The sequence below is a fragment of the Actinotalea fermentans genome (assembly GCF_007991475.1).
Lineage (GTDB): Bacteria > Actinomycetota > Actinomycetes > Actinomycetales > Cellulomonadaceae > Actinotalea > Actinotalea fermentans.
In genome coordinates this window covers 1-13,183 of sequence record NZ_BJYK01000015.1, presented here as the reverse complement: position 1 = coordinate 13,183, position 13,183 = coordinate 1, and the positions used below count along the sequence as shown (strand labels likewise).

At 71.0% G+C, this 13,183-nt stretch carries 8 protein-coding genes; 7 read left to right on the top strand and 1 reads right to left on the bottom strand.

Features of this window, described 5'->3' with window-relative positions; translation table 11 throughout:
* The first annotated feature begins 16 nt into the window (after window positions 1-16).
* From AFE02nite_RS16935 to AFE02nite_RS16910, 6 genes are all read left to right on the top strand, one after another.
* Complete coding sequence (locus AFE02nite_RS16935; RefSeq protein ID WP_146820097.1) at window positions 17-835, top strand: ABC transporter permease; 819 nt, start codon at window positions 17-19, stop codon at window positions 833-835.
* Window positions 832-2,088, top strand: coding sequence for an ABC transporter ATP-binding protein (locus AFE02nite_RS16930; RefSeq protein ID WP_052113652.1), 1,257 nt, complete (start codon window positions 832-834; stop codon window positions 2,086-2,088). The genes AFE02nite_RS16935 and AFE02nite_RS16930 overlap by 4 nt, the downstream gene beginning before the upstream one ends.
* 110 nt (window positions 2,089-2,198) lie before the next feature.
* The gene (locus tag AFE02nite_RS16925) at window positions 2,199-3,017 is read left to right on the top strand and encodes a rhamnan synthesis F family protein (RefSeq protein ID WP_052113653.1); all 819 of its coding nucleotides are present in this window, start codon (window positions 2,199-2,201) and stop codon (window positions 3,015-3,017) included.
* Between the two features lie 113 nt (window positions 3,018-3,130).
* On the top strand, window positions 3,131-5,047 hold the full coding sequence (locus AFE02nite_RS16920; protein WP_261765689.1) for a glycoside hydrolase family 99-like domain-containing protein: 1,917 nt from the start codon (window positions 3,131-3,133) through the stop codon (window positions 5,045-5,047).
* A gap of 133 nt (window positions 5,048-5,180) precedes the next feature.
* Window positions 5,181-6,047 carry a capsular polysaccharide synthesis protein gene (locus tag AFE02nite_RS16915; RefSeq protein WP_034245948.1) on the top strand — a complete coding sequence of 289 codons (867 nt, stop codon included), beginning with the start codon at window positions 5,181-5,183 and terminating at the stop codon, window positions 6,045-6,047.
* Window positions 6,048-6,256: 209 nt separating this feature from the next.
* A complete protein-coding gene (locus tag AFE02nite_RS16910) occupies window positions 6,257-8,125 on the top strand; it encodes a methyltransferase (RefSeq protein WP_034245950.1) in 1,869 nt (622 codons plus the stop codon).
* Between the two features lie 75 nt (window positions 8,126-8,200).
* On the opposite strand, the gene AFE02nite_RS16905 is transcribed toward AFE02nite_RS16910, so the two are convergent.
* Window positions 8,201-10,891 carry a DUF1906 domain-containing protein gene (locus AFE02nite_RS16905; protein ID WP_052113654.1) on the bottom strand — a complete coding sequence of 897 codons (2,691 nt, stop codon included), beginning with the start codon at window positions 10,889-10,891 and terminating at the stop codon, window positions 8,201-8,203.
* Window positions 10,892-11,073: 182 nt separating this feature from the next.
* Between AFE02nite_RS16905 and AFE02nite_RS16900 the strand changes: the two genes are divergently transcribed.
* A partial coding sequence (locus tag AFE02nite_RS16900; RefSeq protein ID WP_186814597.1) for a SpoIID/LytB domain-containing protein occupies window positions 11,074-13,183 on the top strand: 2,110 nt, incomplete at its 3' end.

Sequence of the window (13,183 nt, the reverse complement as noted above, 5' to 3'; positions counted from 1 at the left end):
GCGCACGGACCCTCGGGTGCGGTCAGTCCGGTACACGCCGCCCCTCTGGCGTCAGTGGAACCTCGTCTGGAACTTTGCCCAGCGTGACCTGAAGTCGAAGTTCAAGGGCTCTGCGCTCGGGTGGGCCTGGTCGCTCATCGTGCCGCTCGCCACGCTGGGGATCTACACCGTCGTCTTCTCGTTCATCTTCCGAGCCGAGCCGCCCGACCTGGGCAACGGCCGTGACGGCGTCTTCGTCCTCTTCCTCTTCGCCGGCCTGACGGCGTGGACCTTCCTCGCGTCGTCGATCAACGGCGGGATCAGTGGCTTGATCGGGACAGGCGCTCTGCTCAAGAAGATCTACTTCCCGCCGTACGCGCCGGTGCTCGGCGCGGTCGTGGCGGTGGGGGTCCAGAGCCTCATCGAGCTTGGGCTCTTCCTCTCGGTGCTGCTCGTCCTGGGCAACGTCGGGTGGAGCTGGCTGCTCGTCCCCGTCTGGGCCGCCGTGTTCACCACGTTCACGGTCTCGCTCGCGGTGATCTTCGCCGTCCTCAACGTGACCATGCGCGACCTCGCTCACCTCGTGACGATCGCCCTCCAGCTGTTGTTCTACGCGACACCGATCATCTACCCCCTGACGCTGGTGCCCGAGCACTGGCACTCGGTCCCGCTCAGAGTCCTCATCGAGTGGACGCCCTTCAGCCAGTTCATCCAGGTCTTCCGGGGGCTCACCTACGGACTCGACGCCGGTTCGTGGATGTCCTGGCTGACGATGGTGGCCTGGGCGGCCCTCGCCCTGGGCATTGCCGCGCTCGTCGTTCGACGCCGCGGCGGAGACCTCGGGGAGGAGCTGTGAGCGAGCCGGCCATCCGCGTCGAGGACCTATCCAAGGTGTTCCGCCTGCACACGGAGCGCCGGTCCTCCCTCAAGGAGATCGTCGTGCGGGGCCGGTCCCGCCGTGCGGGATCCTTCCAGGCACTGGAAGGCGTCTCGTTCGAGGTCCCCCGGGGCACCACCGTCGGTCTCATCGGGCACAACGGCTCGGGCAAGTCCACGCTGCTGAAGATCCTCGCGGGCGTCTACCGCCCGACGTCGGGGGGCGTCGTCGTGGACGGCCGGGTCTCGGCCCTTCTCGAGCTGGGTGCCGGTTTCCACGGCGAGCTCACCGGTCGCGAGAACATCTATCTCAACGGCTCGATCCTCGGCATGTCGCGGCGTGAGATCGAGTCGTCGATCCAGGAGATCATCGCGTTCGCCGGGATCGGTGAGTTCATCGACTCGCCCGTGAAGGTCTACTCGAGCGGCATGTACGTCCGGCTCGGCTTCGCGATCGCGGTGACCCTCGACCCGGAGATCCTCATCGTCGACGAGATCATCGCCGTCGGTGACGAGGAGTTCCAACGGAAGTGCTTCGACCACCTGTTCCGGCTGCGGAACCAGGGCACCACGATCGTCCTCGTCACGCACTCGATGGGCCTGGCAGCGGAGCTGTGCGACACCGCCGTCTGGCTCGATCACGGACACGTGCGGGCGATCGGCCCGGCGCCCGAGGTCATCAGCGAGTACCTCGGCGCGGTCAACGAGAACGAGGCCCTGTCGAACGACGAGCCGGGGATGATCAGGGCCGGGCTCGACGCCGTCCGGAGCGGTTCCGGCGAGGTTCAGGTCCGGGCCGTCGAGGCGCTGGACCAGCTGGGCAGGCCCCTCCCGGTCGTCCTGACGAACGAGCCGCTCACCCTGCGCGTGCACTTCGACGTGAAGGTCCCTGTCCGCGACGTGACGATCGGGATCGGGTTCATCCACGAGAACGGCACAGGAATCGGCGGCAGCAACACGCGTGAGCACGGGGTGCCCATCCAGTTGGAACCGGGCGTCGGGTACATCGACTACACGACCGATCGTCTGGACCTCATGCCCGCCAACTGGCGCATGTCCACCGCCGTCCGCAGCCACGGTCATGTGTACGACATGCTCGAGAAGGCATTCCCCCTCCCGGTCCGCAGCAGCGGCGGCAGCACCGAGGGCGGCGCCGTCCGGATCCACGGTCGCTGGGGTGCGGCCGTCCAGGAGGACTCGCCCTCGACCGCTCCGTCGGCTGCGACGCCATGAGGGTGTCGGCGCGGCGGGTCGGTCGTCGGGTCCGCGCGGTCCTGGCACCACGGCGCTCGGCACCTCTGGCCGACGCGTACCCGCGGGTCCTCGAGCAGACTGAAGGGCGAGTGGTCGAGGAGCGGGTCGGCGGCGAGTTCGCCGCGGCCGTCGCGGGCGGCAAGGCGGCCGTGATCGCACACTGGTCCCGGTCGCCGCAGGTGACGCTCTCCGTCCGGGCCCTCGTCGGTCAGCTCTCCGCGGCCGGCTACGCGGTGCTCCTCTCGTCGAGTTCACCGGCCGGGCCGCTCGTGTGGGGCGACCTCGACCTCTCCCGCGTCGCTGTGCTGCGCAAGCCCAACGTCGGGTACGACTTCGGGTCCTGGGCGGTCGCTCTCGACCGGTACCCGGACCTGGCCGCTGCGGACACGCTCGTGCTCACCAACGACAGCATGGTCGGACCGTTCGCGTCGATCGCACCGCAGCTCGACCTCCTGGCGTCGTCAACCACTGACGTGTGGGGGATGACCGAGACCGCCCAGTTCACCCGCCACATCCAGAGCTACTTCCTGGGCTTCCGGCGCGGCGTCCTGCGGAGGCCCGCGCTCGCTGCCTTCTGGCGGGACGTACGGCACTACGACGACAAGCAGCTGGTCATCCACCGGGGCGAGCTGGCCCTCGCCACTCTCCTGCATCGTGAGGGCATCCCGCTGGGCGCCGCCTTCCCGGCCGGGAGCGTCGTCGGCCTGGCGGACAACCCGACGATCATCGGCTGGCGGCGGCTGCTCGAGGCGGGCTTTCCGTTCGTGAAGCGCGAAGTCGTGCGTTCACCCCATCTCGCGCCCGATGGTGACCGGGTCGCCGAGGTGGTGCGCGATCTGTACGACGTCGACGTGGCCGACTGGATGGAGCACGACGAGGCGCACGGCGAAGGGGGGGAGCACGGATGAGGCGGATCACTCGGGCGGGCTTCGAAGGAAGGCTCAAGCGACTCCGGATCGCGGTCGGCGCGAGGATCGCGGGGACGCGTCCACGCAAGCCCGACTCCGGTGCGCGGACGAGCATGTCGAGCTGGCTGCGTCGGCAGCGCGGGCGACGGACGGGTGCCTTCCCGAACGAGTGGCGGTCCGACGAGACCATCCCCTTCGCGTCGCCGTCGAGGGTCGGCGTCGTGCTGCACGTCTTCTACGGGGACCTCGTCCCGGAGCTGTTGCGTGAGCTCGTGAACGTCCCCGTCGGGATCGATCTGCTGGTCACGAACGCCTCAGGCTCTCCGCTCACCATCGACGTGTCCGCTCTGCCCAACGTCCGGAACGTCGCCGTCCTCGACGTCCCCAACCGCGGCCGGGACATCCTTCCGCTCGTCTACCTGGTCAACGCCGGGCTCCTCGACCCGTACGACCTCGTGCTCAAGGTCCACACGAAACGCAGCACGTGGCGTCGCGAGCACGCCGAGCTCGGCGGCACGGGGGACACGTGGAAGGAGTCGTTCTACCAGTGCCTCCTGAAGGACGAGGAGAACGTCGCGGAGATCCTCGGCGCCTTCGCGTCACAACGGGACCTGGGCGCCGTCACAGCGGACGGGAGCGTGCTCGGCGCCCAGTTCTGGGGCGCCGACGAGCCGGGAGCCCGGGATCTTCTGGAACGGCTGGGCATCTCCCTCGAGGCGTCCGCTCTGCGCTTCCCCGCCGGCTCCATGTACTGGGTCCGCGGGATTGTCCTGCAAGGCCTGCGGTCGCTCGCGCTCTCGGCGGAGGACTTCGAGCCGGAGGCCGGGCAGGTCGACGGGACCACGGCGCACGCGATCGAGCGACTCATCGGTGTCCTCACGATCGAGGCAGGCCTCCGTGTGGAGGAGCGGCACACCGTCCGCGGCGAGGCCGGTCGGGCCCAGCGCTACGCGGCGGACGCCGAACCCGAGCGCTGCCTGCGGGTCGTGCCCTTCTACCTCCCCCAGTTCCACGCGACGGACGAGAACGACCGTTGGTGGGGCACCGGGTTCACGGAGTGGCAGAACGTCACGGCGGCCCACCCCGTGTACCCAGGGCACGAGCAGCCCCTTCTTCCTGCCGACCTCGGTTTCTACGACCTCCGCCTCGATGCGGTGCGGGCGGCGCAGCAGAGCCTCGCGACGGCGTACGGCGTCGAGGGGTTCATGTACTACTACTACTGGTTCGCGGGCAGACGGCTGCTGTCGATGCCGATCGAGAAGCTCCTCGCGAGCGACACCCCGAAGACGTTCTGCCTCATGTGGGCCAACGAGAACTGGACGCGGCGCTGGGACGGCCGCTCATCCGACACGCTGATCGGTCAGGACTACGACAGCGTGCCCGCGACGCAGTTCATCGACGACATCCTCGAGTTCATCCGGGACGAGCGGTACCTGAAGGTGGCCGGTCGCCCGGTGGTGTCGGTGTACCGGATCTCCCAGATCCCGGACTACCCCGCGGTGCTCGAGCACTGGCGCCGTCGTGCCCGCGAGGAGGGCGTCGGCGAGCTGTTGCTCATCAACGCCGACGTGGCGAAGGAGTTCGACGGCCTCGACCGCTCCGTGGCGACGGCCGGTCTGGACGGCACGCACGGGTTCCCTCCCCACAACGCCAAGTGGGACTGGGTGGACTACGCCGATCTCGGTGCCGACGCGGAGTTCCACGGAAACCTCCTGAGCTACGACGCCCTCGTGCGCGATGCCGAGACGCGGCTCCGCACCCTCCGCCCAGGGTTCTTCCCGGCCGTGATGGTGAACTTCGACAACACCGCGCGGCGCCAGTGGGGAGCCGACATCTGGCACGGCTCGAACCCGTACACGTTCCGTCGGTGGCTCGCGGCGACGGCCGACGCCGTCGCGGGTCGTCCGGAAGCCGAGCGCCTCGTGTTCGTGAATGCGTGGAACGAGTGGGCCGAGGGCGCCGTCCTCGAGCCGACCGTCCGGCACGGCCACGGCTATCTCTGCGCGGTCAGGGACGTGGTCTTCTCATGAGTAGGCCCAGATCCGGCGGCCGACAGCGACCGTGCCGGCTCGGTGAGGCGTGACGGCCCTCGGCGGGGCGGAACCCCGCGGTCGGCTGGGACCGTCGCGGGCCACGGCCCGGTGGGCGCTGGCTCCGCGACGGATGAGGATCAACGCCGCTCGCCGTGAAATCCACGAGCGGAGCGCGGCCGACGCCGAGTTCCGGTCCTCGCTCGTCGACCTGTACTTCGACCTCCGGAACGACCTGCCGACGGGCCGGGGGGACCTGCGGAGCCCGGCCGAGATGCCTGTCTGGTGGTACTGGGCGGACGGCGTCGACCAGGCGCCGCCACTGGTCCAGCGCTGCCTGGAGAGCGTCCAGAAGCACCGGGGCGCACACCCTGTCGTCGTTCTCGACAGCTCCACGTGGCCCACGTACGTCGAGCTCCCCGACCATGTCCTCGCTCGCCGGAGCGCCATGTCGGAGACGCACTTCTCGGACATCCTCAGGGCCGCGCTTCTGGCGGCACGGGGAGGGGTGTGGATCGACGCAACGGTCCTGCTGACCGCACCGCTGGAGGAGGTGTCGCGTCTCGCGGCGGAGAGCGGCTTCTTCGCCTTCTCCAGGCCGTGCGACCCGTTCGTCATGTCGAGCTGGCTCATGACGTCGGCGTCCGGCAACGCCCTGACCCAGACCCTGCGCGACCTGCTCTTCGCCTACTGGCGCCGGCATGACCAGCTCGGGCACTACTTCCTGATCCACTTCCTCGCGGAAGTCGCCATGACCCTGAACACCCCGTGTCGGCAGATCTGGGAGCGCACACCGGAGCGCTCGTTCGACCCGCCCCATCGGCTGCAGCACGTCCTCGGCGATCCCTTCGACGCGGTCCTCCTCGAGCAGATCCGGCGGGGCTCAGGCGTCCACAAGCTGAACTGGCGGGTCGAGCAGCGGATGCGGGCGACCGGCAGCGTCCTGAGCGGGACGTTCCTCGGCGCGATCGTCGGGGGGGACGTGACGGGCGGGCGGTGACACCCGCGCTCGCTGCGCCCCCGCTCGGACGAGCTGCAGCGTCAGCAGTAAGGGAGGACCCACGCCAACCACTATCGTCATCCTCGTGTTCGGCTGTCCACGGCGGTGCACTCGGTCTCCGGGGGCGCCCACCCGCCGGCGACACCATGCCGATCGTCGTAGTCACCAGCCCGGACGATGACGTCCCGGCCGATCCGGGAGCAGGTGTTGTGAGCACAGATCCGACGGCGGAGACGCCGCTGCGTGCGCTGCCCACACGGCGCGTCGATGGCGTCCACATCGTCCGCGAGACCGGGCAGTCGTGGCTGGACGGTTCGGAGGAGATCCTCTTCGAGCGCATGACCACGTCCGGCCTGCCGCTCGACTCGCTGAGCGACGAGCTCTTCGCGACCGCCACCAACTGGCCGGAGCAGTACCACCTGTCGCCGTCGCGGGCGAACGTCCTGCGGGCGCTCGACCTGCCGTCGGACGCCGTCGTCCTCGAGATCGGCGCGGGGTGCGGCGCGATCACGCGGTACCTCGGCGAACGGTGCGCGTCGGTGGATGCCCTCGAGCCGACCCTGGCTCGGGCGCGCGTCGCGGCGGCCCGCACGGCGGAGTTGCCCCACGTCCGGGTCTTCAACGCCGAGGTGGCCGACCTCCCCCAGGTGCCGGCATACGACCTCGTGGTCGTGGTGGGCGTGCTCGAGTACGTCGGCAGCGGCAAGGACGACACGACTCCCTACGTCGAGTTTCTGTCCGCCCTCCGCGGTGTCCTCCGCCCTGGCGGCCGCCTGGTGCTCGCCATCGAGAACCGCATGGGGGTGAAGTACCTCGCCGGAGCGCCTGAGGACCACTCCGGCGAGGTGTTCCACTCGGTCGAGGGCTACCGCGAGGACGGTCCCGCGAGGACGTTCAGCCGTCGGCGGCTCCTCGAGCTCGCGCGGCTCGCCGGCTACCGTGACGCCCGCGCCCTGGGCGCCTTCCCCGACTACAAGCTCACCCGCCTCGTGTTCGACGACGCGCTCCTGTGCCACTCCCGGGAGCTTGCGGTTCAGATCCCCCGTTTCCCCAGCCCGGACTGGGCGACACCTCGCCCAGCCCTCGTCGACGAGGGCAGGCTGTGGGCGCAGCTGGTGGACGCGGGTGCGGCCGGCGAGCTCGCCAACTCGTTGGTGCTCGTCGCACAGGCGGGAGGCGGTACCGACGACGTCGAGCCGGAGGGTCTCTGGCCGGCCGAGCGTCTCGCGGTGTACTTCTCGATGCGCCGCCGACGTCCCTTCCAGGTTCTCAAGCGGGTGGACCTCGTCGACGAGGTCGTCACCGTCACGAGCGTCCTCCTCGGCCACGGTGAGGCCGACGGCCTCCGGGTGCTGCCGTACTCAGAGCCGGCCGTCGACGGCACGTCGTTGGTCGACAAGCTCCTGCGGGAGCCCGAGCGACTCCCGGAGCTCGTGGGCGTGTGGGCCCGACTGCTCGAGGGCCGCGCGAAGGAGAGCAGCGAGGGGACGCCGGTCGACGTCCTGCCGCACAACGTGCACTTCGTCGACGGCGTCGGGCGGTTCATCGACGACGAGTGGCGTTCGGATGCGATCTCGCTCAACGAGGCGAAGCTGCGCGGGGCGGTCCTCCTGGCCCGCGACCTGAGCCAGGTGCGCCCGCTGCGGGTGTGGCGCGCCGCATCCGTCACGGCTCTGGCTGTGGAGATCGCCCGCCATGCGGGCGTCAAGACCGACGCGGACGGGATCCGCAAGGCGCTGGACCGCGAGGCCGAGTTCCAGGCCCGGGTGGGCGGTGGGAAGCCGGGTTCGGAGGCGTACGCCACCACCCGCGAGGTCGTCCGCGTCGAGCTCGGCCGACAGTTCTCGACGCCGCAGCCCGACGTCGCCCCGGAACGCGTCTGGGAAGCCGGTCAGCGCGCCCAGCAGGAGGCGATCGAGGCGCGGGACCTGCTCTTCGAGACGGGCCGTCAACTGGAGGCCGCCCGCGCCGAGCTCGACCGACAGCCGACCGTCCGGCTCGCGAGGGCGTTCCACGCGGCGGTGAGCCAGGCCCGCCGCGTGGCGCGCGGGGGACTCCGTCGCATGTCACGCGGGTAGCCGATCAGCACGCCTCGTGCGTCAGCCGCGGACCGCCCCTGAGCCGGGCGGCCGTCGTCGGGCAGCGCAGGACGGTCAGGGCACCGTCACCGTCTGGCACGCCAGGAGCCGGCTGGCGCCGGCGCCGGTGTTGATTCCGTAGACGCACGCCGTGTGCGTCCCGCGCGTCGCGGCGATCGAGATGCGGTAGCCGTGGTTCTGGCCCGCGCTCGGGTACACCGCGCCGACGTCGGCGCGCGGCCCGTCCGCTCGGACCACCGTCTGGGTGCGGCCGTCGAGGTAGAGCTGGACCAGGATGGGGTCGCTCGTGTCCGGGTCGATCGCCCAGCCGGTCGCCGTGACGGTGCCGGAGGCGGCCGAGACCGACTCGACCGAGCCGAACGGGTCCGCCGAGGGCACCTGGACGACGCGGCATCCCAAGAGGACGCTCGCGCCGGGCCCGGTGTTGATCCCGTAGAGGCACACGCCGTGGCTTCCGGGCGTGGCCGGCATCGTCATCTGGAAGCCGTGGCGGGAGCCGAAGCCGGGGAACGCGGCACCGACGTCGGGGCGGTCGCCGTCGGCCCGGCCGACGGAGTTCGCGCGCCCGTCCACGTACATCTGGACGAGGATCGGGTCCGTGCTGTCCGGGTCGATCGTCCAGCCTCGTGCGCTGACGGTCCCGGGCCCGGTCGTCACCGCGTCGATGTTGCCGAACGGGTTCGGCGGGGGCACGTCGACGACCCGGCATCCGAGCAGGACGCTCGCACCCTCGCCGGTGTTGATGGCGTAGAGGCAGACCGTGTGGCGCCCGCCGTCGCTGGGCATCGTGACGGAGTACCCGTGGTCGGGCCCAGCGCTCGGGTACGCGGCACCGACGTCGGGCCGTGCGCGGTCGGCCCGGCTGACGGTCTGGGTCCGTCCGTCGAGGTACATCTGCACGAGGATCGGGTCGGTCGTGTTGGGGTCGATGGCCCAACCGGACACGGTGACCTTGCCCACGCTGGTGGTGACCGTGTCGACCTGGCCGAACGGGTCGCTGGACGGGACGAGGACGGAGCGGCACCCGAGGTTGCGGCTTGATCCCGGACCGACGTTGATGGCGTAGAGACACACGTCGTGCCAGCCGGCGCTCGCCGACATGGTGACCGAGTACCCGTGATCGGGACCGGCGGCAGGGAAGGCGGCGCCGATGTCGGGGCGCGGTGCGTCGGCTGTGCCGACCGTCTGAGTGCGCCCGTCGAGGTACATCTGGACGAGGATCGGCCCGGTCTCGGCCTCGGGATCGAGGGCCCAGCCGCGTGCTGTCACGAGGCCAGGAGTGGCCGAGACGGCGTCCAGCTGGCCGGTCGGGCTTCCCCGGTTCGGGTCCGTGTCGAGGAAGTTGTTGTCGATGTTGATCGTGACGCCGCCCCACGTCTCGTTGTGTCCGCCCCGGTACTGATGGATGCGGGCATACGGGGCCCAGAGCGTGTCGGGAACGTAGCTGTCGTGGCTGTAGACGTCCGGGACCCCGTTCCAGCGGGCGATCCAGATCTTGTTGGGCGCGACGTAGCCCGGCTGTGGGAAGCCTTGCGCGAGGTCCTCGATGCCCGTCGCCGCGCTGCTGTAGACACCCGAGCTGTACCCGTTGTAGTTGAGGGCTTGCGTCCATGACGACAGGAACGCGCGCACCGAGCCGCTGCACTGCGGGCCCTGGGTGTAGCTCTCCATGTCGAAGTAGATGTCGGAGCCCGGCCCGATGCCGAGGGCCTGCGCCCGCGCGATCGCGTCGAGCGCCGAGTCGCGGCCCTGCTGCCACTCCTGGCCGTAGGTGATCTTGTTCGTGTAGTTCGAGCAGGGAGCCTGCAGGCCGACGTAGATCGGCGTGACCTTCCACCCGAGGCCGGCGATCGATCGCAGCCAGGAGGAGGTCAGGTTCGGCTGCGCCGCGCACGCTCGCGAGATGCCCCCGACGTACACGCCCACCGAACGGTACGGAGAGGCGAGCCAGGCCTGCATGGTGGACAGGCTGGGTGCGTTGCACGCGTCGAATCCCTCGCCGTAGTGCCAGGTGAAGGAGCGATCCAGTGGCGTCGGGTTGGCCATGGCATGACGCGGTGCCGCCGCCGGCGCGACCGCGTCAGCCGTCACGACGACCTCGCCCACCTGCGGCACGCTCCCGTCGGGCTCGAGGGTGATCGTGAGGAGGACGTCGGTCCCTTCGACGACACCGACGAGCTCCCCGGCGACCCGTTGCGCAGCGGTCGGTTCCGGGAGCGGACCAGGTGCCAGGGACACTGTGCCGAAGGGGGGCTCGGCGGGCACCGGCTGGAGGAGCACGCTCCCGACCCGCCCGAGGAGGAGGGGCGGGCAGTCCTGGTCAGCGCCAGGTGCTCCGACGTAGACGGCGTGCGTGTCGGCGCGCACGCAGGTCCGAGGCTCGGCGGTGAGATCCAGTACGGGCCATCCGGCGGGGACGGTGAGCCCGACGCCCCGGTAGACCAGCTCGGGCGCCGGCGCCGCTTCGGTCGCCGCGGGCGGCGCCGGCGGAACCGTCATCGTCGCCTCGTTCGGCGCCACGTCCGGGGTGGGGTCCGGCGTCGGTACCGAGGTGGGTTGGGTGCTCGGGTCGGACGTGGGTTCCCCTTCGTCCGAGAGGCCGGGGGTCGCGGGCGGGCTCGCCGTGGCGGACGGCGTCGGCTCGGCGCCGTCCGGTGCGGCGCCCGCGGGCAGCGCTCCGAGCAGCGCCACGGCACCGACCGCGAGCGTCGTCGTCAGCCCGCGCATGCGCCCGAACCGGGTCATGTCGTTCCCCTCGATCAGTGTGCGTCGGTTTGGCAGACCTGTCGAGGATGCCAGGCGTCGGATCCCTCGTGTGGCCGGCGCTCCGGCGCGCCGCACAGGCCTTCTTGGGTGTGCCGTCACGGGCCGGATACGGTGAGGATCGGCCCGCAGAAGCGGTGTGTGAGTGGTGCGGGAGGATTCGGATGCGACGGCGGCTCGCTGGGGTGCTGACGACGGTGCTGGCCATCATGGCGGTCGGCTTCGGACCGGTCTCGGCGCCGTCGGCCTTCGCCGTGACCGAAGAGGCATACACCCCTCCCCCCTCGGGTGCATGGCAGGTCGAGGGCCGCGGATGGGGGCACGGCGTCGGCATGTCGCAGTGGGGCGCCCAGGCACAGGCTCTGCAGGGGCGGACCGCCGAGCAGATCCTGGACTTCTACTACCCCGGCACCGCTCGCTACGACATCGGCCAGGACTACCCGCTGCGAGTCCGGCTGGACGCCCTGGCCGGCGCGACAATGACGTCCGGCCCGGTGCCCGGTGGATCCCTGGTGATCACGGATCTGGCCACGGGCGCGTCCGCCACGGCACCGCCCGGAGCGCGCGTCGAGGTGACCAGATCCGCCGGAGCGTTCACCGTGACGACCGGGGGTGCTCCTCTTGCCGTCGGCGCGTCGGCGGTGGTGACGGGCCCGGTCCAGGTCGGCGGCTCCGGGGGATCTCAGGTGTGGGCGTACCGCCCGGACGGTTCGGGCACCCGGTACCCGGGGGCACTCCGGGCGAACCCAACCGGTGCGGCCACGCTCGAGGTGGTCAACCACGTCCCGATGGAGCAGTACCTGCGCGGCGTCGTGCCGCGCGAGTCCCCGGCGTCATGGGGTGCGGCAGCACTCCAGGCACAGGCGATCGCTGCGCGAACGTACGCCCTCGCCGTACGCAACACCGCCGCCACGGCGGACTTGTGCGACACGACGCAGTGCCAGGTGTACGGCGGCGCCGCCGTGGTCACTGCTTCCGGCGCCGTGACTGAGCGCTTCGACCCGCGGACGGACGCTGCCATCAGCGCGACGGCACGCATCGCGCGCTACTACGGAGGCGGCCCTGCCTTCACCCAGTTCTCGTCGTCGAACGGCGGGTACTCGCGGGCGGGAAGCCGGCCGTACCTCGTCGCTCAGCCGGACCCCTACACGGGCACCGCGCCCGGCGACGACGTGAGTCGATGGACCGGGACTCTCTCGGTCAGCCGTGTGCAGCAGTCATGCCCCAGCGGTGGCACTCTGCAGCGGATGGTCCTGACGCGGGATGGTCGCGGCGAGCTGGGAGGCCGTGTCACCCAGGCCCGCCTGGAGTGCACGACCGGCACGGCGACGGTCAACACCCCGGCGTTCGGACTCCTGTCGAGCTGGTGGCGCCCGACATCCGTCGGCCAGCCGTTCGGCAACGCTGAGGCGATCGTCGGCAGCAGCGGCGGCATCACGGTGACGGGCTGGGCCATCGATCCTGATACGACGTCGCCCGTCACGATCCGCGTCGAGGTGGACGGCGGCACGGCGGGATCGGTCCTGGCGAACGGCCCGCGCGCGGACGTCGGTGCGGCGTTCCCCGCGTACGGAGCCGCTCACGGGTTCGACGTCACGCTCCCGTCGGCGCCGCGCACCGCCGACGTCTGCGTCGTCGCTGTGAACACCGGAGCCGGCAGTGACAGCGTGCTCGGCTGCCGGACGCTCACCGTGCCCCCGGGCGCGCCGTACGGGGCCGTCGACGCGGCGAGCGGCGTGCCGGAGCGAGGCAGCTCTCCACAGGGCATCAGTGTCCGGGGCTGGGCCGTCGACCCGGACGCCGGCACGGCGCCCGTCGCAGTGGAGGTCCGGGTCGACGGCACTCCTGCGACGACGGTCACCGCCGATCTGAGCCGTCCCGATGTCGGTGCCGCCCTGCCCGGTGTCGGTGACCGGCACGGGTACGGGGTGACGGTTCCGGCGACACCCGGCGCCCACGAGGTATGCGTCCTCGCGGTCAACATGCCGGCGGGGCGGAACCCGACGTTGGGGTGTCGGTCGGTCACGGTGCCAGGCGGCCCTGCCGTCGGGAACTTCGAGATCCTGGAGGTCGTCCCGGGGGGCGTCCGCGTGCGTGGCTGGGCGCTCGACCCGGACACGGCGAACCCCGTCTCCGTGTGGTTGAGCCATGGAGGCAGTGGTGAGCCCGTCGTCGCGGATCGGCCGCGGACCGACGTCGCTGCCGCGTACCCGGAACACGGTGATCGGCACGGGTTCGACGTGACCTTGTCACTGCCGGCCGGGCTCCAGGCGG

What these genes read in the sequence shown, in the direction of transcription:
- AFE02nite_RS16920 (WP_261765689.1), top strand. Translation starts at nt 3,131, where the DNA reads ATGTCGAGCTGGCTGCGTCGGCAGCGCGGGCGACGGACGGGTGCCTTC.
- AFE02nite_RS16915 (WP_034245948.1), top strand. Translation starts at nt 5,181, where the DNA reads ATGAGGATCAACGCCGCTCGCCGTGAAATCCACGAGCGGAGCGCGGCC.
- AFE02nite_RS16905 (WP_052113654.1), bottom strand. Translation starts at nt 10,891, where the DNA reads ATGACCCGGTTCGGGCGCATGCGCGGGCTGACGACGACGCTCGCGGTC.